The sequence below is a fragment of the Chamaesiphon sp. VAR_48_metabat_135_sub genome, assembly GCF_031418915.1.
Taxonomy (GTDB): domain Bacteria; phylum Cyanobacteriota; class Cyanobacteriia; order Cyanobacteriales; family Chamaesiphonaceae; genus Chamaesiphon.
Genome location: NZ_JANOJV010000054.1, coordinates 18,716 through 42,255 on the forward strand (window position 1 = coordinate 18,716; position 23,540 = coordinate 42,255).

Annotated in this window: 20 protein-coding genes; 6 read left to right on the forward strand and 14 right to left on the reverse strand. The window is 43.4% G+C overall.

Annotation, left to right across the window (positions count from 1 at the left end):
* Positions 1-33: 33 nt before the first annotated feature.
* Positions 34-540 carry a DUF1993 domain-containing protein gene (locus RMO55_RS03760; RefSeq protein ID WP_310423731.1) on the forward strand — a complete coding sequence of 169 codons (507 nt, stop codon included), beginning with the start codon at positions 34-36 and terminating at the stop codon, positions 538-540.
* 99 nt (positions 541-639) lie between these two features.
* On the opposite strand, the gene RMO55_RS03765 is transcribed toward RMO55_RS03760, so the two are convergent.
* The 4 genes from RMO55_RS03765 to RMO55_RS03780 form a co-directional block, all read right to left on the reverse strand.
* The gene (locus RMO55_RS03765; RefSeq protein WP_396134162.1) at positions 640-1,479 is read right to left on the reverse strand and encodes a cyanophycinase; all 840 of its coding nucleotides are present in this window, start codon (positions 1,477-1,479) and stop codon (positions 640-642) included.
* A gap of 373 nt (positions 1,480-1,852) precedes the next feature.
* Positions 1,853-3,952: a TIGR00300 family protein gene (locus RMO55_RS03770; RefSeq protein ID WP_310423734.1), complete on the reverse strand. Its 2,100-nt coding sequence runs from the start codon at positions 3,950-3,952 to the stop codon at positions 1,853-1,855.
* A 189-nt stretch (positions 3,953-4,141) separates the two neighbouring features.
* Positions 4,142-4,378, reverse strand: coding sequence for a DUF2283 domain-containing protein (locus RMO55_RS03775; protein ID WP_310423737.1), 237 nt, complete (start codon positions 4,376-4,378; stop codon positions 4,142-4,144).
* A gap of 659 nt (positions 4,379-5,037) precedes the next feature.
* Positions 5,038-5,346 carry a hypothetical protein gene (locus RMO55_RS03780; RefSeq protein WP_310423740.1) on the reverse strand — a complete coding sequence of 103 codons (309 nt, stop codon included), beginning with the start codon at positions 5,344-5,346 and terminating at the stop codon, positions 5,038-5,040.
* Positions 5,347-5,679: 333 nt separating this feature from the next.
* On the opposite strand from RMO55_RS03780, the gene RMO55_RS03785 reads away from it, so the two are divergent.
* Both RMO55_RS03785 and RMO55_RS03790 read left to right on the forward strand, forming a co-directional pair.
* A complete protein-coding gene (locus RMO55_RS03785) occupies positions 5,680-7,164 on the forward strand; it encodes a TldD/PmbA family protein (RefSeq protein WP_310423743.1) in 1,485 nt (494 codons plus the stop codon).
* A 277-nt stretch (positions 7,165-7,441) separates the two neighbouring features.
* Positions 7,442-8,785 carry a TldD/PmbA family protein gene (locus RMO55_RS03790; RefSeq protein WP_310423746.1) on the forward strand — a complete coding sequence of 448 codons (1,344 nt, stop codon included), beginning with the start codon at positions 7,442-7,444 and terminating at the stop codon, positions 8,783-8,785.
* A 62-nt stretch (positions 8,786-8,847) separates the two neighbouring features.
* On the opposite strand, the gene RMO55_RS03795 is transcribed toward RMO55_RS03790, so the two are convergent.
* From RMO55_RS03795 to RMO55_RS03805, 3 genes are all read right to left on the reverse strand, one after another.
* On the reverse strand, positions 8,848-9,612 hold the full coding sequence (locus RMO55_RS03795) for a TylF/MycF/NovP-related O-methyltransferase (RefSeq protein WP_310423749.1): 765 nt from the start codon (positions 9,610-9,612) through the stop codon (positions 8,848-8,850).
* Positions 9,613-9,858: 246 nt separating this feature from the next.
* The gene (locus RMO55_RS03800) at positions 9,859-11,652 is read right to left on the reverse strand and encodes a serine/threonine protein kinase (RefSeq protein ID WP_310423752.1); all 1,794 of its coding nucleotides are present in this window, start codon (positions 11,650-11,652) and stop codon (positions 9,859-9,861) included.
* Between the two features lie 148 nt (positions 11,653-11,800).
* Positions 11,801-13,132 carry a hypothetical protein gene (locus RMO55_RS03805; protein ID WP_310423755.1) on the reverse strand — a complete coding sequence of 444 codons (1,332 nt, stop codon included), beginning with the start codon at positions 13,130-13,132 and terminating at the stop codon, positions 11,801-11,803.
* 442 nt (positions 13,133-13,574) lie between these two features.
* Here RMO55_RS03805 and rpmF point away from each other — a divergent pair, with 442 nt between their 5' ends.
* Positions 13,575-13,748, forward strand: coding sequence for a 50S ribosomal protein L32 (gene rpmF, locus RMO55_RS03810; protein WP_310423757.1), 174 nt, complete (start codon positions 13,575-13,577; stop codon positions 13,746-13,748).
* A 183-nt stretch (positions 13,749-13,931) separates the two neighbouring features.
* Here rpmF and RMO55_RS03815 read toward each other — a convergent pair whose 3' ends face one another.
* Positions 13,932-14,309, reverse strand: coding sequence for a DUF4870 domain-containing protein (locus RMO55_RS03815; RefSeq protein WP_310423761.1), 378 nt, complete (start codon positions 14,307-14,309; stop codon positions 13,932-13,934).
* Positions 14,310-14,493: 184 nt separating this feature from the next.
* Between RMO55_RS03815 and RMO55_RS03820 the strand changes: the two genes are divergently transcribed.
* Positions 14,494-15,282 (forward strand): MlaE family lipid ABC transporter permease subunit, encoded by a 789-nt coding sequence (locus RMO55_RS03820; protein ID WP_310423764.1) that lies wholly within the window; start codon positions 14,494-14,496, stop codon positions 15,280-15,282.
* A 96-nt stretch (positions 15,283-15,378) separates the two neighbouring features.
* A complete protein-coding gene (locus RMO55_RS03825) occupies positions 15,379-15,924 on the forward strand; it encodes a gamma carbonic anhydrase family protein (protein ID WP_310423767.1) in 546 nt (181 codons plus the stop codon).
* Between the two features lie 65 nt (positions 15,925-15,989).
* Here RMO55_RS03825 and RMO55_RS03830 read toward each other — a convergent pair whose 3' ends face one another.
* From RMO55_RS03830 to RMO55_RS03855, 6 genes are all read right to left on the reverse strand, one after another.
* A complete protein-coding gene (locus RMO55_RS03830) occupies positions 15,990-16,919 on the reverse strand; it encodes an undecaprenyl-diphosphate phosphatase (RefSeq protein WP_310423772.1) in 930 nt (309 codons plus the stop codon).
* A gap of 95 nt (positions 16,920-17,014) precedes the next feature.
* Complete coding sequence (locus RMO55_RS03835) at positions 17,015-18,448, reverse strand: sugar transferase (RefSeq protein WP_310423775.1); 1,434 nt, start codon at positions 18,446-18,448, stop codon at positions 17,015-17,017.
* A 632-nt stretch (positions 18,449-19,080) separates the two neighbouring features.
* Positions 19,081-19,818 (reverse strand): class I SAM-dependent methyltransferase, encoded by a 738-nt coding sequence (locus tag RMO55_RS03840; RefSeq protein ID WP_310423778.1) that lies wholly within the window; start codon positions 19,816-19,818, stop codon positions 19,081-19,083.
* Between the two features lie 229 nt (positions 19,819-20,047).
* The gene (locus RMO55_RS03845; protein WP_310423781.1) at positions 20,048-21,274 is read right to left on the reverse strand and encodes a glycosyltransferase family 4 protein; all 1,227 of its coding nucleotides are present in this window, start codon (positions 21,272-21,274) and stop codon (positions 20,048-20,050) included.
* 39 nt (positions 21,275-21,313) lie between these two features.
* A complete protein-coding gene (locus RMO55_RS03850; RefSeq protein ID WP_310423784.1) occupies positions 21,314-22,513 on the reverse strand; it encodes a glycosyltransferase family 4 protein in 1,200 nt (399 codons plus the stop codon).
* 57 nt (positions 22,514-22,570) lie between these two features.
* Positions 22,571-23,503, reverse strand: coding sequence for a GDP-mannose 4,6-dehydratase (locus RMO55_RS03855; RefSeq protein ID WP_310423786.1), 933 nt, complete (start codon positions 23,501-23,503; stop codon positions 22,571-22,573).
* Positions 23,504-23,540 lie beyond the last annotated feature (37 nt).

The following is a 23,540-nucleotide window of genomic DNA, read 5'->3' on the forward strand; positions in this document are numbered from 1 at the left end:
GACAGATAAATCCAATTTCTAGGAAAAATATCTATGACGATTTCCATGTACCAAGCTTCAGTACCCTCACTGATTCGATCGATCGATAATCTTGTCGCGATCTTAGAGAAAGGTGCTGCGGATGCTGAAGCCAGAAAAATCGACCCAGCCGTACTGCTTAATAGCCGACTGTACCCCGATATGCTGCCATTGGTAAAACAAGTTCAAATCGTCTCAGATGTTGCCAGAAGAGGCGCAGCAAGACTAGCCGGATTGGAAGCTCCCGCAATGGCAGATAATGAAACCACCTTTGCCGAATTAATCGATCGACTAAAAAAAACTAATGCTTATTTCGCAACATTAACTCCCGCTCAAATCGATGGTTCGGAAACAAAAGCGATCGCTTTACCAATGGGTAAAGAAACCATGAACTTTGAAGGATTACCATATTTGGTCTCCTTCATTTTACCTAATGTCTATTTCCACGTCACCACTGCTTACAATATTCTCCGACATTCTGGCGTAAAACTAGGTAAACTAGATTTCCTCGGCAAACCATAAAGTCAGAATCTCCTTGGTAGTGCGGACGGGTTTTGGCAGGAAAATTGCTGGCAATAGCAAAAACCACTATTACAAACCCGTCCAACGAGATCCGAGCGATTACAAGACAATCCGATTTTGATAATCGTATCGATCGCCTTGACTCAGAACGTGTACTGTCAAATTATGTAGGCTCAGTGGTGAAGTTTGACTGGCTGCTAGATAATTTGTGTGGGTTAATTTACCTGGATCGATAATGGTAATCGTGCCCTTACCAAGGACTTCAAAGGTGCGTTCGTCATTAAAAGCTGCACAGGTATCTTCATCGATACCGATCCCTAATTTATCAGGATTAGCCGCGATTGCACTCATCAATCTCGCCATCCGATTGCGGTTGTGGAAATGTTGATCCACCAGCAATTCTGGGAAAATGCCTAAGCCCTCCGTCAAATCGACGAGCGAGCGATTTGGAGACTCGCCACTTATCCCCCCTGAAATCATCTTCTCACCCACAATCGCAGCACCAGCACTGGTTCCAGCAAAGACGAGATCGCCCATTTGAATGCGTTCTTGAATAGTTGCCATAAATTTGCTTCCACCCAGCAAATCGCACAACCGCATCTGATCGCCGCCCGTGAAGAAAATGCCAGTACAGTCGGCTAAAGTATTCAACCAGCGGGATTCGTCACATTCGTTCTGCTGACGAATATCCAGGATCTGAACTTGTTTAGCACCCATCCCCTTGAATAGCTGATAATATCGATCTCCAACCACACTCGGTTCTTGCGATGCACAGGGCACGATCCCAATTGTCGCCGTCTTCCCACCCGCACTTTGAAAGAAGGCGGTTAAGATACCGCAGCCATTCACCTTATCTTCTGCTCCACCAATGACCATCACTGGATAATGGGTAGAATTTACCATCGATTGTTGAGCCAGAATAGGCTTTACGTCAAGCATACATATCACCGTGGAAAAGCAAGATCGAAGTTTACGTTAGTCTTGTGTAAACTTAAAGCCTAGTTCAGTTTAACAAATAGCAGGGATCTAAGTTCTCCTAGTTTGAATGTTTCGATCGCGTGTAGTCGGAGAGAACTCCATCATCAGACTTATCTCACATCTTGCATCAAAACAAAGTTACTAGTGTTTTAGTGAATAGTGGATAGTTTTAACTTAGCAGTAGGTTTTGAGGCTATTTCATCAATTCTTATGTACTGGTGCAAGATGTGAGTTATGCAGCATCACTCGTTGGCGTAGTCTCTGAGAATGAGAATCGAATCCAGCTATACTTTGCACGGGCATAATTTGCGCTGTTCGGGAGAGACTAGAGCCATCAACTGACACCGTATTGTCCAGTTAGTTTATTGAGTTGTTGTACCAATAGGCTCAAGAACAGTCCTACATCGGTGACGACTCCAATTGACTCGATCGAGCCGCGATCGCTTAATTTCGTCACCACGGCTGGATTGATATCAATACAGACCATTTTTACACCTGCGGGGGTCATATTCCCCACGCCGATCGAGTGGAGCATACTCGACAGCATCAAAATCAGATCGGCACCTTCAATTAGACGCGCATATTCTGTCTGGGCTTCGATTAGATCCATCTTGGTATCTGGCAAGGGGCCATCATCGCGAATCGATCCGGCGAGGGAGAAGGGAACATTGTGTTTGACACATTCGTACATGATACCGCTGCGCAATATACCCTGCTCGACGGCATTGGCAATACTTCCACACCGACGAATCGTATTAATCGCTTTGAGGTGATGGCGGTGTCCGCCGTGGACGGATACGCCGAGCTGCATATCTACGCCTAGAGAGGTGCCCATTAATGATTGCTCGATATCGTGGACGGCGATCGCATTTCCGCCCAATAAGGCGTGAACGTAACCCTCGCGAATCAGTTGATTTAAGTGCTTGCTACCCCCAGTATGGATCACAACTGGCCCCGCTACAACAGCAACTTTCCCCCCCCGATCGCGAATCCGGCGCAAATCCCAAGCAACCTGTTCGACAACCAGTTCTACCCGCCGTTCGCTGGATACTCCCGCGCCCATAAAGCTGAATTCTTCGGCGTTCTTTTTCAGGGTGGTAGTAGTGCGTTTAGTCCGAATTCCGGCACTTCCAACCACAACGGATTCACCTACCTGTAAGTCTCGCAGCAACTTACATCGAGCGACTACTCCTGTAGACGTATGCGTCACGGCAATTGCGCCATCCATCCGTTGTCCCTGCACCAAAATCCACTCACCCGCGATCGAGATTTCGGTCGGGTAGATGGTCGTTGCATAGAAATCATCCGCAGCGACCCCTAGCTGGGTCACAGGGGCTAGATTAGCGTCTGAGGTATCTGTTGCGGCATCGATTGCACCGAGATCGATTAATTGCCCCATAATATCCGCCATGACGATCGCGTCAGGAGCGGAAACTTTAACTTCCGCCACCGAGGTGTCTAATCGCTGTTCGCCCAGCTTAAAATTGGCAACTTGAAAGCTTCCGCCGCCTGCGACGATCGTATCTAGGACTCGATTCACCAAACCAGAATCTAATAAATGCCCTTCCAGTTGAATCGTGCGGCTTTGAATTGTAGACAATTGGGGCGATTCTTGGTGCGGTTCCGTGACTCGGAGCGTCAAACATTTAGCGGCCCCACCTGCTTTGAGGAATTCTGTCAGCGGAGTCTCCACCACTGTAAAACCGCGCTCCTCTAGGATCTGTTTCAAGCCATCGCTGACTTTATTCAGCACCACAATTCTGTCGATATTTACCGTATTGCAGGCAAAATTTATTGCATCCGCTTCCTCGATCGCAATCCGTTTTTCTGTCGGAACTCGCAACTCAATCAGTCGATTGGAATAAGTATCGAACGCTGCTGGATAATACAATAAATACCCATCTGTCAGTGGACAAAAACAAGTATCCAAGTGATAAAAACGTCGATCGACCAATCGTAACGACAGAACTTCTACATCCAACCACTTCGCTAGATAGGGATGAGAATCGAGTTCTGAGCGAAAGCCATAACCCGCCCACAACCATCGTCCGGCTCGATCCATCAAGGCATCGCCCGCGCCCTCAAACGGCAGATTTTTGGGCAAAAGATGTACCTTATAACCCTGACTTTCAAACCACGCTTGAAAATAAGGTTCCTCTCCCTGACGTTCGGGATGGAAAAAGCGACTGAGCACGACCGTATCGCCTAATATTAACCCCGCATTGGCCGTAAATACCATATCCGGCCAACCCTTTTGCGGCTCGACTAGATCGATCGTCGCATAGGTCTTTAATACTTGGTACAGTTTATCCCATTGGGCTTCAGCTCGATCCCGACTCGATCGATGAATATTTCCCTCCATCCACGGATTAATTACATAATCCACTTCGTAATGATGGGGCGCACACATGAGAATTCGCACTTTATCAGTCATATATTCGGGAAACTGGGGGATAACGAGGAGAGGCTACGCCAACGGAGCGGCGGTTTTAGTCGGAGGGAACCTCTGACTAAAAAAACCGACAAGAGAGGGCTGGGGGTAAGATCTACGCAATATTTCCAATGTTACAAACTTCTCACGCCATCTGGCAGGGGTAATTCACGAATTATCCTTACCAGATGGCTAAATCCTGCAACTTTTAATTTGGGGCTTATCAACATTTGCGTTGCCAACGACATAGGCAACGACATGGGGATTATCCACCTTTGTCGATGCATTGGCAATCTCCAAACCAATCGCATTACCATCACCGTCGTAATCTAAGACTAATCCTGGCGCGATTTGAGCTGTTTCCTCAACCGTCATTTCCATGAAAGTAATTTGTAAGATATCCTTCTCTGGGTCATAAATAACTTTCATTGCACACTGTATCCTTTGTGGCGATAATAAACTACTCCGTGAGTTTTCGTATCTCTATGTTAAGACTTCTACTCGCGAAGTATCTTCTTGTGGAGAATCAACTCATCTAAATATTTGGACCGAGAAATCCACTACCTTAATCCTAGTCATAGGTAAGACTGCTCTAATGTATCATGGGTGACAAAAGTTCGGGCAATTTCCGCCGGCTAGACAATCGAGTCAATCTGCTGCGATTAAGTCTGCTAATTTGAGGTGGTATTCGAGTTTTATCATCTGCTTACTCATTGAAATAACAGGGCAAATCTTGCGCATCTGCCCTGTTATTATAACAAAAGTCGTAAGTACTAAGGGTAGGGGTAATTCATGAATTACCCCTACCCTTAATATCAATATCGTTATAGTTTGGACGGTGCGTTACACTATCGCTAACACACCCTACAGCTATGTAGTCCGCTTAGTCGGACTTTGCACCATTAGCCACGATTTGGGAAAAGTGCGGTCTTGGGGTTTCCCCTGTCTTGTCTTGTCGTTTTCTTATTCGGGGGGAACCCTAGACATAAAAACGCCGCTGTCTCACCTTTTTGGACGGGTTCCCCGTCCAAAGGTGAAGCCCAAGTAGAGCACCTTTTCAAGACACAATCGTAGGCATTATCTAGCCTCTAGACTGTTGCAGGTTCGACTTTGTGGACTTTGTGCTTATTGGTACTGCTACTAGTCGTTTCGTTGACTTCGAGGGGGACAAACTCAATGTGATTGAGTAGGGTAGTAACGAAGGCGAATAGGAGGAAGGGTAAGGATAAAACTAAGATTAATCCTACTGTTGCTAGGGCGTAAATTTGGCGGGTGGTACTCCACAGAGATAAGGCAGACGCAAGGCTGAGAAAAATTACCATTAACCATATTACAATCTGCCCGTAGATATCACTAAAGGTCAGGGTGCAGTTCATGCGATATCTCTGCTTGTCCATAGGTTGTTACCAAAACTATTGCTATTAATTTCAGCATAGATCTTTCGTTTCACAATTCTCATTTTCTCAATCAATCGATATGAATTGTTATGGATGTTTACAGGAGCGTTGGGTTGGTTGAGGGATGCGGGGATCTACCCACCCCGCCCTTTGGGCACCCCTGTCTTGTCTTGCTGTCTTGTCGTTTTTTTATTCGGGGGTTCCCCCCGAATAAAAACGCCGCTAAACCGTCGGGGAACCAGGGCGTGCGCAAGCCGCTCCGAGGAGGGGATTTTATCCCCCATACCTGTTGATGTTTGTTACAATACGTTAAGCATCCTTGGAGCAGCGTATATGACTATTTCGATCGATCCCAAAACCTTCCTCTTATCCAAGCAACTACCGAATCTGAGTTATTCGTCTACTACCCATCGGTTTGATGAAACCTGGGAAGCTCCTTTAGCAACGCTGTTGGGCTTGGGTAGAGCTGCGGGTGCAGATTTTGTGGAGTTTTTCTTAGAACGATCGAATTATATTAGCTGTTTGGCTGAGGATGACCAAATTACTAGCATTGCGCCAAAGCTGTCTACAGGTGCGGGTGTACGAGTATTTAAAGGTAAAGCTGATTGCTATGTCAGCACAAATGACCTATCCTTTACAGGGCTGAAAGCTGCTTTAGAGAAGGCATTGGGAATCATGGCATTGCATTTACCTGCGCCGAATTCTTATGTACCGGAAATCAATCTGGAATTGTTGCGGGATTATGCGACGCGGAAGGGAAAGGATAGCTGGTTGAGTGAATGTAGCTCGATGCGGGAGATGGCTGACGTGCTGTTGGCGGCGAATGGGAAGCTAAAACAGACGGCGACGCATATTCAATCCCGTCGGGCGGCTTATTTCCGCGATTGGCAAGAAGTTTTGGTGGCATCTAGTGATGGGACATTTGCGCGGGATATTCGACTGACACAATCGGTAGGTTATAACTTATTATGCGCTGATGGGGCGAATCGATCGTCGATCGGTCAACGAGTTGGCGATACTAGTAATCCAGGATTTTTGACTAGCTGGGATTATGGGGCGACGGCTGAGGATGTGTCGGACTCGGCGGGTAAGATGCTTTATGCTGACTATGTGGAATCGGGGACTTATCCGATTATTATGGCTAATAAGTTTGGTGGGGTAATTTTCCACGAGGCTTGTGGACATTTACTCGAAACTACCCAAATCGAGAAGAATACCACTCCGTTTGCGGAGATGAAGGGGCAAAAAATCGCCCATGAAAGTTTGACAGCTTGGGATGAAGGTTTGTCTGGTAATGCTTTCGGGACGATTGATATGGACGATGAGGGAATGCCCGCCCAGCGTACATTATTGATCGAAAATGGTATCCTCAAGAATTTTATCGCCGATCGAGCCGGATCGATCCGCACTGGACATCCCCGCACGGGAAGTGGGCGACGCAATGGTTATGCGTATGCGGCGGCGAGTCGGATGCGGAATACTTATATTGCTCCAGGCGAGCATAAAGTTGAGGAGTTATTTGGCTCGATCGAGAAGGGCATCTATTGCAAGAAAATGGGTGGTGGTAGCGTTGGTGCGACTGGGCAATTTAACTTCTCGGTGGATGAAGCTTATTTGATTGAAAATGGCAAAGTTACCAAACCGCTTAAGGGAGCGACTTTAATTGGTGAAGCCAAGGAAATCATGACTAAAATTTCGATGTGTTCGGAAGATTTAGGGTTAGCTGCGGGTTTTTGTGGCTCGGTCAGTGGCAGTGTTTATGTAACTGTTGGACAGCCGCATATTAAGGTTGATTCGATTACTGTTGGGGGACGTTAGGATCTCGACAATCGGCTGATTTGCTGCGTAGATCTCTACCCCACCCCAGCCCTCCCCTTATAAAGGAGAGGGCGCCGGAAAGTCACCCCTTTGGGGTGAGCGTAAAGCCCCCCCCTTTATAAGGGGGGTTGGGGGGGTAAATCAACCTACGCATTTAATAATCATTCCCTGCTAGTGGGGGAGGGCGGGTTCAAATTAAATTTATAGCTATGTTTTAGGTAATTTTATAAACCCGCCCCTACAGTGTATTGAATTATTAATTATCAATTAATTACCTATGTCATTAAACATTCAAACCGTCTCAAATTCAGCTCGTCAAATTGCTACTAAATTAGGTATCTCCAAATTCGATTTATCCGGTTCCACCGTTGATGAAACTAGCGTGCAAGTTGATAAAGGCGAACAAAAACAAGTTAAGGCTTCTAATCGTTCTGGAATTACAGTCAGAGTCTGGAATGATCAGAATACCGTCGGAATTACCAGCACCACTGATGTTGATGATGTTGGATTAGAACTTGCATTGAAAAGTGCTTATGAAGCGAGTTTCTTTGGCATCAAAGAACATGCACCCGATTTTAGTCCTGAAGCTACTGCACCGATTGCCGATGTTAAAATCGAAGTGGGTGAAGCGGCGACAGTACCCCAATTAATTGAGAGCTTGGTAAATGCCGAACGAAAATTATTAGATGCTCATCAAGCGATCGAGAGTGTGCCTTATAATGGGTTATCACAACGATCGATGAATCAATTTTATCTTAATAGCGACGGTGCAATTCGGAGTGATTCACATTCTTTTACATCGCTCTATCTCTATACCAAAACTGAACAAGAAGGGAAAAAGCCTCGTAGTGCGGGAGCTTTTGAAATCAGCCATAGCTTTGCTAAATTAGATGTCCAAAAATGTATCGATGAAGCAGCGGAAAAAACTATCAGTCATCTCAACTATGAGAAAGTGGCTTCAGGTAAATATACGATCGTCTTTTCGCCTGATGCTTTCTTAAGTTTGCTCGGTGCATTCTCCAATCTATTTAACGCCCAAAGTATTCTCGATAATCAAAGCTTATCCACCCCAGAATCTTTGGGTACCCAAATTGCTTCGCCACTATTATCCGTCGCCGACGATGCACTGCATCCGAGCAATATCGGCATCGAAACTTTTGATGGGGAAGGAACTCCCACTCGTCGAATCGATCTGATTGATAAAGGGATTTTATCATCCTTCATCCACAGTGCTGGAACTGCCAAACGGATGAATACTAAACCAACAGGACATGCGAATATGGGATCGAAAATTACTGTTTCGCCCCACTTCTATCATGTGTCTGGAGGTGAGAAAGTAGATGATAAATATAATCTTGACACCGCTGAAAATGTCATCCTCATTGATGACCTTCAAGCCCTCCATGCCGGCGTACAATCGTTACAAGGTTCGTTCTCCTTGCCTTTTGATGGGTGGGTGGTTAATCAAGGTGTCAAGACTAGTGTAGAGTCAGCTACCGTTGCTGGAGATTTCCGCGAATTATTGAATTCGATCGTGCATATCGAACCAAAAGAAGAGTTAACAAATGGTGGCGTATGTCCGCGCATTTGGGTAGAAGGATTGTCTGTGACTGGGGAATAAATCGATCGAGAAAAGAAACATTGACAACGTTTCTTTTCTCACAGTTTTTTAGAGGCAACCGTTTAAGCTGTGACGATCGCAATCCGACCAGTATTATCAATCCGATTTAGTAGGATACAAATATTCTTTTCTGCAATATACTCATCCACCGCTTTTTTCGCTCCCTCCCAATAGCCATAATCATCAATAATTAACACAGCTTTTGGCTGTAGGAGTGGAAATAAATGAGTTAATTCATGCTTGGTTGATTCGTACCAATCAGTGTCGAGCCGGAGTAGGGCAATCTTTTCAGGCATATTTGCCGGAATCGTGTCTTCTACCTTTCCTTCGATAAAGTGAATTTTATCCTGGCGATAGCCAGTACCAGACACATTTTGTTTGACTTCATCTAAATTAGATAGACACCAAGTTGATGAATCTTGAGAAATTTTTGTCTTGTCAAATTCTGCTTGAGCTTTATCGCCGTCGATGGAAATATCGGCATCGCTAGGAGCACTCATGCCCGCAAAAGTATCGTACAAATACAAATCTCTGTTTTCATCGCTAGACAGCTTCAGTGCGATCGCTATTGCCATTGTCGAGCCACCCTTCCATACCCCACACTCTACCATTGCTCCATCTATTTTATTTGTCACAACATAATTAACTGCATCAACTAGCGCATTAATTCTTTCTGGACTTGTCATTGTATAAGGTTCTACAGCCTTACATATTTCCAGATTTGTACCGTTCAAATCAGTAGGATAATTTGTCTTCTGGTAGCGCACAATATTGATGCCAAATCGATTGATTACCGCTCGAATTATCGTCAAAATAATTTTGGACATTATTTTTACTCCATACTGCGAGGTAGATACTGTAAGATCGTAACAGGCGATCGACAAAAGTAGCAATCGAGAATTTACCAGGAAGATGGCACGGATAAGTTAACGATCGCACGAAGAGATTGAGAGTGTGCTTACTAATGGTTTAGCACAAAGATCGATCGAACAATCTGATCTCAATAGTGATGACGCAATCGGCAGTGATTCACATTCTTTTACGACACTCTATAATGTTAGGTCCATTCCCACCTACTTTGCTAGGGATTCTGCATCTGGTACAAGATGTGAGTCTACTTCCCGAACTTTTTCCTGTATTTTCTTCTCAAGAAAGCCTGTTTCCTTCTCCAGAGAATCGATCTGAGACGTAATCTTATCTTCAGGTAATTTATTCACTCCCGATTTATTCAGATTTTGGTCGATAACTGCTGGCGATTGTTCCGCTGATGGCGATGGTGATGGGATCGGGATTGATGGGGATGGAGTTGGTCTCGATCGACCTGGATATATACTGGGAGTGGGTGTAACTGAAGGTGAGGGCGAGGGTACCTCAATTTCAATTGGCGATGGAGATGGCGATGGCGTTGGTGTGGGCGATGGAGATGGTGTTGGTGTATCCGAGGGAATTGGTTCGGGAACGACGGGTGAAGCTATCGGTTTGCGATTAACCCTCGGCGGAGCTACTGGAATGGGTTTGGGACTTTCAATCGATTGAGTGGGAATCGGTTTTGGTTTTGGTGTCGCTAATGGGACATTGCAGCCAGTAATTTGATTATTGTAAACCCACCCAGTCGATCGATCGACCATCTGGATTTGGATAAAAGCATCTTTTTCCTCCAGATAAACAACCTTAGTTCCTCTCGGTAAATTAGCCTGGATTTTGGCATCCCGTTGGGGTTGAGATCGTACTCTCGTTGCAGGTAAATCGGTTGGTGTCGCGATCCGACACAGATCGGATTGAAGATCTGTGTCAAAATTGCGCTGATTCAATAACCTTCCGCTAAACCAGGCGAAACTTCCGACTGCGGCGACAATCGAGACCATCCCCGCTGCGAGCGGAAAAAAACTGCGAGTGGGTTGTCTCGGTAATGTAGATGGCGATACTGGAGGAGTGGTATAACCCGATCTCGGAGCTACAACTGTTGCTTGTGAATCGATACTATGTCGTTTTGGCTGCGTTACCGGTTGAACTGTTTGAACGTAGGTAGAATCTGGGGTAAAATTGCTCCCAAGTAGCCCTCTAACGGCGTGCAAAGCTTCTGTCGCCGTCAGATAACGATCTTTGAAGTGATAGCGGGTCATTCGCTGGAGAATGGCAATTAGCTGGGGATTAGCGACGGTGAGATGTTCCCATTTGAGTTCGCCAGTTCGATCGTCGCTAGGTAGCTCGTAAGGATTGACTCCAGTCAAAGCTTGAATGCCGATCGTCCCCAAGGCATAGAGATCGCTACTCGCACGAGGATTGCCTGAGGCTTGCTCGATCGGCATATAGCCTGGAGTGCCGATCGCCACCGTCATCGTCTGTTGTCCGTGCAGCATTTGCTGGTTGCGGACTTGTTTGATCGCCCCAAAGTCAATCAAAATCAATCGCCGATCGCTCGCGCGGCGCATAATATTATCAGGTTTGATATCGCGATGAATTACCCCCTGACTATGGATAAAGACTAAAATGTCTAAAATCTCTTGGAGCAGTTCGATAACCTGCGGTTCGCTCCACTTATGACCACTTTTCAACTCGCTAGACAGAGGATGTCCGGCGATATACTCCTGAACTAAATAAAATTCCTGTTGTTCTTCAAAGTAAGCAAGTAAACGGGGGATTCGATCGTGATTCCCCAATTGTTGCAGCACGATCGCTTCTTTCTCAAAGAATTTTCGCGCTATGTCTAGTAACGATCGATCCGCACTAGCTGGTTTGAGATGTTTGAGCACGCATTTGGGATTTCCTGGCAAATGCAAGTCTTCGGTGATATAGGTTTGCCCAAATCCCCCGACACCCAAAACTTGGAGTACGCGATAGTGTCCCGCTAATAACTGACCAATCATGAAATAAACCTATCTCCTCAGATATCTCAACTTTACCGCTTCTGCTGGATAATTGACGGAATCTGAGAGCTTTTAGTGGCGGAGATCGCAATTTCTCGGCTAGTGAGAGATTTACTCAGCATTAAAATTTGGTAACGAGGGATCGCTTTCAACTTTCAACTTTCCCAATTTGTTCGATCGCCCAACTAGGACAACCACGTTGAATTTTGGTTACTTTGCGATCGATCTCTTGACCTTGAGCATTTTTTAATACTTCGGTACGAACGATCCGATCTCCTTCTTTAAGATATTTAGCGAGCACATTCATCGCTTTGAGTTTGAGCAATTCTTGTCGTTGCAAAATTGAGAGTTGTGCTGGAGTCACAACTGACGATATAGCAGGATCTGGATCGTGTTGAGTCGCTGGCGCATCAGGTGTAACTGTTGCTGGTGAGGGCAAATTTACAGGTCTGCGTGGGGGTGGTGGTGGGGTGACATCATCTAAAATACGATCGCTACCGAGTAACTCGCTAATATGATAGATACTTTCAATGCGATCGACATCTTCGGTATCTTCGGTATTAAAAGTACTTAAATAAGCCTCCAGATCGATTTCTTCTTCCAATTCTGGCAACTCATTAATATAGCCTCTGTGCAGAAGACTATTGTGGTTAATGTTATCTAGCGATTGCCGATCGATTGTTGATTCTAACTGAGTCATTGGTTTCACTTGCGATCCGATATTCTTAATTGATACATTGTCTGCTGATTTCAGACTTGGGTTTAACTGCGTCGATGGATTTGAAGATCCTATTTGCTGTTTTGGTAATGAAGATCGACGATCTGCCATCACGAGTTTGATTTCAGATTGTTTGTCAGTAAGATCGCTTTCACCCGATCGATTGTTCAGTGCCAAATCGAGCCAAACTATATATTCTTCAGAATCAATAGTTATTTCTTTTTTATCCGTTCGGAGCACGAAGTTGTCGTGCTTAGGTTGTAAATCTCGAACTAAAGCCCAATTACCTTTACTAAAAATTAGGACATCGATCGGGGGGGTAGGAACGTTAAGCTGATAACGCTTGTTATGCCACCAAATCTTCCAAAGTTCTATCACTTCAGTATGATTTAATTTATAGCCTTTAGGCGTTCTGTAGTAATGATGCTCGGTAAATTCGGGGTGCGATGATTTTTGCTTAGTAATAAATCCTGATTTCGCTAACATCTCAATTGTGATGGCTCTATAAACAGAATTATTGCTAATTAAAACTTTCCGTTGCCACTCATTTACTTGCTTACTAATCCCGATTAATTTACCATTTCTATCGTTCAGCCGAATCGAGGTTTCCGTATATTCTAACTTCAACTTTTGGTTAGCAATAGAATGCTTCTGACCCTGGGCAAAATATCCAATTAGTGCGAGTTCTTCCGCCGTAAGATCGAGAGCGCGATCTGCCAATGGATCGGCTGCGCCAACGGATATATGATTTATGTCTGCCATAGGGTCACACCAGCCAAGATTTTTAGCTATATAGAATTTTAAAATACCAGCTCGATTGTTGCTTGGTAGTAGCGATAATTTTAATGTAACAATTAATACCTTACATCCTGCGATTCCCCAATTCTAGCCAAGCAACTTTCCGATCGCACAGTGGGTGCGGCGATTTTGAGTATTTTGACTGAGATAAAATAGGCAACTATAATACGACTAGAATGACAATTAACGACAATTTCTGCTCGATCGGATGTTACGCGAACAAATTGTCTTACTACTAGAGATATTGCCACTTTCAGCAACCCTGCACAACACTTATAAATCTACAGTGGGATTTGTCCAAATTACCGACAGATTCCGATTCGGTTTGGTTAATCTCACATCTTACCCCAAAACATACATATACTCTGTTATACTAGGAAGGCTGTGCCTAAATATATATACTCCTATGGCAGTTCCTAAGAAGAAAACATCTAAATCCAAACGTGACAAACGCCGTGCGACTTGGGTGAACAAAGCCGCAATCCAAGCGAAAAAGGCACTCTCATTGGGTAAATCCGTCCTGACTGGACGGTCTACCAGCTTTGTTTATCCTCAGCCTGATGAAGACGCTGCCGAATAACAATTGCTTATCGATCCAATTTAAAGTCACGATCTGGCAGAATGTTTGCCGATAGCTCGCAATCGGCAAACCCTCACAAAAATATTACGCAGAGTCAATAGATATCTAGCAAAGTTATTTACTCAAGACAATGGTGTAAGGCAACATTTAGTTTCCCTACACCACTGGCGATCGAACTAAAGACTACAGCAATCTCCAAATAAAAGGATAACGATAGGGTTCGTTAGGATTATTTAAAGTTGCTAAAATCCCAAAAATTGGGGGCACTAGCGTAAAGAGTGTGAATGCGCCCCCAATTATCCAAGCTAGTGGAATTGTGATAATTAAAGCAGTGAAAAAAGTTCCTAAACCCAGTGAAATTGCCCCGTACAGCCAAATATTGAAGTGATAATTGAGTGTTTCTTTTGCAGTTTCTTTAATAACGGGGTCATCAAATAGTAGCAAAACCACAAGTGGAATTGCCGAGGTAAAGAGCAGCGAACCTAAAAAAATCGAGCCGTGGCACAGCAAAGAAAATAGTTTCCGTTTGCCACTACTACTGCGATCGCCAGAGTCAACCATATTAAATCCTCAAAAGTAACCTAGATTAAAATGTGTTTGTATTGACTCTAGCATAGCTTACAGAGGGCTATCAGTGCGTTTTCCTGGGTGGAAATCCGCAATCGATGGCGATGAAACATTCTCGCCTAGTTAACTTCTATACACTAAGGGACTCCTTCGTAGCTCTCCTCCCATATATCTCGAAATGGCTCCATCATCTGGCGCAAACTCTCATCCTTATGGATATAGACGATTTGGCTTTACGATCCTGCTCATCGGTCAAGTTTGGCTGCATTTGATTCAGGGGAAGACTTGCTGGCGAAAAATTTCCGAACATTTGTTCAAAACTGGCCCAGCATCGATGATTCCAGTATTATTGGTAAATGTGATGGGCGGGATGATTTTCACGATTCAGACCGCCAGACAGTTGGAGTCACTGGGCGCGCTCAATTCGGTTGGAGGGGCGTTTGCACTGGCATTTTGTCGGGAACTAGCACCAATCCTGACGGCTAGTGTCGTCGCGGGACAGGTTGGTTCGGCATTTGCAGCAGAAATTGGGGCGATGAAAGTTACCGAGCAAATCGATGCACTCTATACGCTCAGAACCGATCCGATCGATTATCTAATTTTGCCACGAGTCCTTGCCTGTTGTGCGATGGTACCAATTTTAATCGTGTTAGGTTTGGTATTCGGGATTGTCGGCGGGATATTTGCAGCATCCCAATTTTATCAAGTCCAACCGCTGGTATTTTTAGATTCGGTGCGAAGCTTTTTAACAACCACCGATTTAATTAGTTTGGGGTTCAAAGGGATACTTTTTGGCGGTGCGATTGGGACAATTGGGTGTGGTTGGGGAATGACCACTTATGGGGGTGTCAAGCAAGTTGGGGAGTCGGCAACAGCAGCGGTGGTGATTTCTGGTGTGGGTATTTTTGCGATCGATCTGGCGATATCATTATTATTTGGCGATCTGCCAATGGGTAAACGGGTTTGAGAAATTTCGGGCGATCTAAATATTCGTTGGCGTAGCCTCTCCGAAGGAGAATCGATCGAACCTGTGGTAGTCTATTGAAAAAAGTGGTATTTACCCATGAATCAATCCTTCTACCAGCCAGATTTACCAGCGTTCTGGGCACCTGTGGATATCTCTCGGGCTGCATTTGTGGCTGCTAATGCGATCGCGATCGGGCAAGTCTCGATCGCTTCTGGAGTGAGTATTTGGTATGGTGCGGTCGTGCGGGGTGATGTCGAACGAATCGAGATTGGTAATTGCACAAATATCCAGGATGGGGCGATTATTCATGGCGATCCTGGACAGCCGACGATTCTAGAGCGTTATGTCACGGTCGGACATCGAGCAGTCATTCATTCTGCCTATATTGAAACAGGCTGTCTGATTGGAATTGGCGCGATCGTTTTGGATGGCGTTCGGGTGGGTCGGGGTAGTATTATTGGTGCGGGTTGTGTGGTAACAAAGGACGTACCACCTCATTCTTTAATGGTTGGGGTACCTGCAAAATGTCTCCGACATGTCGAAGCGGCAGAGGTTGAGGGGTTAATTTTACACGCTCAAAAATACGAGCAATTAGCTCTAGTACATGCTGGTAAAGGTACCGATTTAGGTTTTATTAAATAGAGTTCGACCGATGATATCCCCGACTGATTGAAGCATTCGGGGATATATTCGCCTGAATATTATATTTATCCTTTCCAGCCAGCAGCTAAGGCGATGAGAATTACAGCACCAAAAGCATAGCGATACCAAACAAACACCATCGTATCTTTTGTTTTGAGATAGTTGAGTAGAAACGCGATCGAGATATACGAGAAAATAAAAGTAGAAATCATCCCTACTGCTAATAATGGAATTGGTAATTCATTACCCTTGAATATCTTCAAAGCTTTAAATAAAGTGGCGACTGTTAGTACAGGTAAGCCAACTAAAAATGAAAACCTAGCTGCGGTACCTCGATCTAAACCGAGAAACAAACCAGCCGTTAATGTAGATCCAGAGCGAGAAGCACCAGGAATTAAGGCGATCGCTTGTGCTAAACCAACGAGCAAACCATCTTTAATCTCTAAACTATCAAATCCTCGTTTATGAGTACTAAAACGTTCGGCAATAAATAGCAAAGTTGCCATCACAATCGACATAACAGCAATAATTGGTGCGCTATCGGGTAAAATATCTTTGCCTAAATAACCGAGAATTAATGCTGGTAAAGTACCAACTACAATCCCTGCTAATATTTTGACATTCAGATCTTGCCAATCTTTTCGCAAAATTCCAGCAACACCACCGGAAACGACACTACTAATATCCTTCCAAAAGTAGATAAATACAGCTAAAACACTGCCAAATTGAATAGCATCAGCATAATCTTTTTGACCTAGCTGTTGCCAACCCAACGCCTTCGTCGTTACTAATAAATGAGCGGTACTACTAATTGGGAGAAATTCAGTAATTCCTTGCACTAATCCTAATACTAGAGCTTGGAAAATATTACCGTCGGTAGCGATGGTATTGACATGAGTAACCGCTGGTTTAGCTTCTACCGGAATGACGATCGATCCAGCCGCAATGGCACCTAAAATAATGAGAAAAAATTTAGTCTTCGATCGTATAGTCATAGTTTGTGATGGGGATGGGATTGAAATAAATTTAGGGTAGGGGGAATTCATTAATTCCCCCTACCCTAGATAATGCCATCGTTTTATCGTTACTTCTACTGTCCTTGCATTTTTAAAACTACTGAAAATGTTCGCAGCAGGATCTTGAGATCCAACCAAGGCGACCAATGCTTGAGATAATAGAGGTCGTACTGGAGCTTAATTAGAGCGTCTTTAGTCGTACTACCATAACCATAGTTGATTTGCGCCCAACCAGTGAGTCCAGGTTTAACAGCCAGCCTCGTCCGATAAAAAGGAATTTGCTGTTGCAATTCTTTGATAAATTGGTAGCGTTCGGGACGGGGACCGACCATACTCATTTCACCCCGTAGGACATTCAGAACTTGGGGTAACTCATCTAAGCGAGTTTTGCGGATAAAGTTACCAACTGCGGTAATCCGTGCATCGCCCTTAACAGCCCACTGTGCTTTCCCATTCCGCTCGGCATTTTGCACCATCGATCGAAACTTATAGACAGTAAATTTGGCTCCATACTGCCCTACCCGTTCTTGCTTATAAAAAACTGCCCCAGGACTATTTAGTTTAATCGCGATCGCCACAAAGGGAAATACTGCCGCAAAGATCGAGCCGATGATGATCCCACAAATCAGATCCAAGCACCTTTTCCCAATTCGATTAAAGGTATCGAACGGATTCTTGTTGAGGGGAAGGGCTGAGTACCATTGACTGCCAATATGCTCGACAGCTACTTTACCCGTCAATTTCTCATACAGAACGGGCATGGGGGTAATCGTAATCCCCCGCTCGTGGAAATTAGCCAATATTTGCAGTAAATCTTCATCGATCGGTCTGCTAATTGCCAGGATAATCTCATCTACACCATAACGATCGATCTCTTGGAGCAGATTGTGACGGTCTCCTAGAACTGGGATATTTTGGCAAACTTTACCATGAAGTTGAGGATTGTCATCAATGAAGCCGATCGCCTTATAGTAAGGATGCTGTTCTAATGCTTCCGCTAGAATCGCTCCTGTCACACCAGCACCGATGACGATTGCCCGCTGGCTGGCATGTGCGACACCGAGAAAAATCGCATACATCGACCTCCAGATTGACAATAGCAAGCTGGTAGCGACGATCGCTAGCACAGGTGCAAATCTAAGCGAGAGGGATTCTTCACTCAACGGAGCTGATGCAGTCACAAAGTAATAGATCGAGTAGATCATGCTAACTGTAGCACCACCCCAGACAATCCGTTGGAGAGTGCGTCTGAGTTTGACCGCAATTTGCAGATCGTATAGATCGTTGACAAACATCCAGACGATCCAGCCGATGCCCATGGCGATAATCCACAATGAGTGTTGGCCTACCAGCTCCCAGCTAAAATTCCGATGAGATAAATAGGTCCAATACCAAAAGGACCCAACAATCCCACTGGCAATTAAAATGATATCGCCAATAGAAAGTAGTAATTTACGTTCGGAGAACTCCAGCGGGAGCTTGACTTCTGGTAATAGGTAGGCAAACATGAATATTCTTTATTTTGCTTTGAGCGGATCTTACAAAACTTAATGGATCGCGTGATTATAAGTAAACTTGATGTCTACCTTCAAGACTGTATAGGATAAATTCTTAATGGGCATCAGCTAATTATCTGAAGTTTCTGAGTACAAATAGCTGAGTAAAATAGCGACGGGTACATGCTCTTCAGCCAATAAATATTAGTTTTGCTACCCAAAAACTACTAGTTTTAGCATCAATAGGCTTCGAGCGGTCATTAAATTCACTGCATGGGCTTTTTTAGCTCGAAGCTTACGCTCCGTCTCTTAAGGAGCGAACTCTGACGATCGAATTCCACGATTTTTGGAGGTTTGGTAGATTTCGACAAACTATTGAGTCTTGTTTATTGTAGCAACAAGATTGGTTTGATTTTGGGCTTCATCCTTCGATCTTACCGAGATAATCGTTAGATCCTCTCCATCTTGGGATCGTGGTCATCGTCGCCTCACCAGCAAAGAGGATGTTGCCGATTGGCACACTTTTGAGGTGCGCCAACTTAGCACCAAGGGCAGATTGTTAGGGAGCTGTTCCTAAGTAGAAATGCCACCAGTAGCCTTGCAGATGCCAATGTTGCTTTGTCATCTGCAGTTAAAGATCTTTTTTAGTCAACTGTAACTTCATTTTTAGCTTCATCTTTATAGCAGAGAAACCATTTTCCAACAGAAATGTCATCATTCCAAGCGGAATCGATCGCGTAGACATTTGGATACGATAAATGAAATTTATCCAGCCACCAGTCTACAGAATTATTGTGAAAGCTTTGTACTGTTTTCATCCAACCTTCATCCTTGCCGCTTCTTGAAACTGGGAGCATATGGAAAGATGCAGTTTCGGTAATTCGATAAGATTCAGCAACAAATTGCAAAATCCCTTCATTTGTAAAATGCTCTAAAGATCCGATCGAGTAAGAATAATTACAGAAATTATCAGGATATTTTGTACTAACAGCATCACCGACAGTAAGATGAGTAATCGGAATACCCCGTTCTATTGCTTTACTAATCAGTAAATCGGAAATGTCAATTCCATGAACTTCGATCTTGGGAAATTTAGAAACTATCTCCATCGTTTTACCCGTACCACAAGCAATATCTAATACCCGTCCCTCACAATTTGCCATGAGAAACTGGATTTCAGACCAGACACTTCCTTCGCCCCATGTTTCAAGAAGTTCTGCCATTTTGGGATTCCAATAAATATCTAAATCCTGATCGGTTATTGTGTGGATACCCGTGGCAGATGACAGACCAGAATTGCTTAAACTATTGAAAGATCTTTTTAATGCTTTTAACGATGGTACCAATATCGGTGGGAGAATTTGTTTAACAATGTTTTTCATAAAAATAACCTCTGGAAAATATTAGTTTGCTAATGACACTGAATCGGCCTAGCCAATCTGCCAATTGTCAGTATCTTCACAAATCAATCGCAGAAAATATAATTTTCTCAAGTTTGGCAGTATCTTTATTCTAACATTATAACATTGCTAATCTCTACGCCAAGCAGCCGATAAAAATAAGCTAATCGACTTCAAAGTAAATCGGTCAAAAGTAGCTAAAATCTAGAAATTATAAATCTGCTTGGATCGTTACAATTTCCAGCATTTTCTGAAACTTTTTAGTAATACTCTTAATCGTGTATTTAGACTTATATGCATGAAAAGAATGTAACCCCATTTTTTCAGTGAGATCTCGATCCCTTTCTAATTGTTGAATTCTACTTACCAATCCATCTATATCACCAGGCGGAATTACAAATCCACATTCTTCTTCCATAATTGTATAAGCAACTTCAGATTTTGCCGGAACTTGAGCTAGAATTGCCCTTCCAGATCCCAAAATTCCATATAATTTACAAGGTACAGCGATGCCTTCTAATCCAGTATTGAGAGAAATTAAGGCTACATGAGCGCAGGTGAGACTAGTGCTAAGTTGCTCTTTAGAGGCAAAGTCCATCCAGATGATATTTGTTAATTTCAGCGATTGGGCTAATTGATGCGCTTTTCTTTTGCGAATTCCGTTGCCAACAAACAAAAATTGAATATCTGGATTAGTTCTTAGTCGAGCGGCGGCCCGAATAAATGTGTCGATATCATGCCATAGCCCCATGTTGCCAGAGTATTGCACCACAAATTTATTTTGGATACCCAACTCACGGGCAAGATCGTTTTTTTCAAAGGGGATTGGTTCTGCTGCGGTAGTTAAACTCCAGTTGGGAATGTATTCGATTTTGCTCAGATCGAGGTCGTAATTTTTTACTAGTAAATCTCGCATATCTCTCCCGAGGACTACGACTTTCTTCGATCGCTTGTAGCTAAATTTATTTAGTTTACGCCATATTTTAGCGATCGAAGATTGTTCTTTGAGTCTCCCCACTGCAACTAAGCCTTCGGGATATACATCGTGCATAATAAAATAATATGTGCAACCAGTAATCATCGACACTACCATCAGGATAATGGACAAAAATGGCGGATTAGTGACACCAATGATAGTACTTTTTCTTTTTAAGAAAATTAGCTTCCAACTAGCGTGAATTAAGTAAAATAAGTATGAAATTAGACGTTGGCATAGTCCAGCCTTGGCGTTGATTCTAATCCCACAATGATAAATATCTATCCCATGAAAATTTTCATGGCGATCGACGATCTGATTCTTTACTCCATTCGGAAAACCACAGATTACCGTTATTCTATTGTTTTTATCTTGAAGATTTAGAGCTAGTTCTGTCAGGAGACTACTGGTGGCGCAAGTATTTGGGTGAAATACTTGAGAGACGAGTACTAGATTATTCATAGTTTTGAATTGGCAATCGTTAGGTTGAATGGTGATGTCTCATTTTTGATTAATTATTTGCTTGTAGATGTCGATTGTTATTTGCGATGTTTTTTCCCATGAAAAGATTGATTCTTGCCTAAGCTTTGCTTTTCTAGCAATTTCAGTTCGCAGTTTTGGATCGGATATTGCTAGTTCGACAGCAGTTAAAAAACCCGTGAAATCTCCAGATTCAACTAGCATTCCACAACCATCTTGGAGTTGGTAAGATATCCCCCCAACATCATAGGCAATTACTGGTAGATGGGTAGTCATTGCTTCGATGATGGTTAAGGGCAGAGTATCCGCTAAACTCGGAAACAGTAACACATCAGCCAATCGATATAAAGCTCTCTGTTCGATCGTGGTCAGATAATCTGTAAATACGATATTTACTAACTTATTATGTGCGAATTTTTCTTGCCATTGCTGGGGTTCTTCTGGTGTTAATAGTCTTCCGCCAATTACAAATGTGGCAGGACGAGATAGCTTACTGGCTGTCTCTAGCACTGTTGCTAGTCCTTTATTAACAGTGTGATTACCAATAAAAAATAGAATAGGATTGTCGAGTGACAAATTAAATTTTTTTACTACTTCTTTTTCTTCTGCTGCTGTTGAAGGCGTAAGAAAAAATGGATTGACACCGTTTGGAGTTAGGTGAATTTTCTCTTCTGAAACCCCAATATCCATCAACATTTTCTTCTCCTCAGGATAAAGAGAAAAAATTGCATCCATGTATTGTAAAGATCGGGTAACTGGCTTAGTCACAGTTTGTTTCCACAAAAACCGTTCGTATGGCTTCAATCCATAATTTGGATACATCATTTCATAAAAGCCATGCGTTGAAGCAACTACTTTAATTCCCGCTTTGGCTGCTCGAACGGCAATCGTTTCAAAGGCAAAACTTGGAATAGGATTGTGAAGGTGAATAATTTTAGGACGCTCCAACATGACTCGACTTAAAATATCACTATCCAAGTACAATGCTCTCAGTCGCTTCGGCGATAAGCTACCGAGAAAATCAAAACTTGTTCTACTCGTAAAGTTAGTTACTTTCAGCTTGTCTAGATAAAACTCTTCGTCTTTATCCCACATTCTCCACAACTCTACTGGAAAAGATTCTGCCATGTAACGACAATTAAATCCCGCAGCGATCGCCGCACCGCCTAGCCGACTACCAGAGGTTGAGAGATTGATATTAATTGCGGTTGGTCGTTCCATTTGCTTCCGGCTCTTGTAGATTATGAATGAGATATTTGGGTGTTTTAAAGCTATTTTTTAGGCAAATGCAGTATGCGGATCGTCGATTAATTTTTGAATTCCTCGATCGAGACTAACAGCAGGTTCCCAATCTAGAAACTCAGTTAACTTCTGGATATCTGCACATAGATGGTGTCGCTCCACTTTTCTGACTCGGGCTGGATCTACTTGAATCTCGATCGATTCGCCAATTGCTCGTTCAAAGGCTTGCACTACTGCTCTAACCGAGTACTCTTTGCCACTGCCAATGTTAAAAGTATCGATGCCAGTCTCAAATTTTTCTAGTAGCAATCTTAATGCCAAACTCATGTCAGATGTATGAATAAAATCTCGCTGTGGATCTAAATTTCCCAACTGAATTTTACGTTTTCCCTCAACTATTTGACGATGAATTTCTGGAATAAGGTGGGCATTTGTTTCGCGTGGCCCAAAAGCATTAAAAAATCTACAGATAATACTAGGAATCTGAGTCTCTAAATAAAACTCATTCATCAGTCTTTCCCCTGCTAATTTACTGAGTCCATAAATGTCTAAGGGATTAGTAACAAAAGTTTCTGGTATCGGTGTATCCACGATCGGATAGACAGCCGCCGTAGAAGCAAACAAGACTCTTTCTAAGCAATCTAACTTCTTCGCCGCATCTAAGACATTAATAGTTCCTTGAATATTAATATTCGCTGATTCATACGGATTTTGATTGCAGTAGGGAATGAAGTGAATAGCTGCAAGATGAATAATCCAATGGGGCGAGATCCTGGCGATCTCTTTCTGCACTAAAGTTCGATCTGTAATGTCACCCAGCACGAATCGATCGTCAGGAATGTCTAGTAGATCGCGCTTCCCAAAGGAAAGATTATCTAGAACATAGGTGACATAACCATTCTTTTCTAATTCAGGTACTAATGCCGAACCGATAAATCCGGCGGCACCAGTGATTAATACACGTTTCATACTTATCCCAAATAAATAGTTGTCAATTTAACTCAAT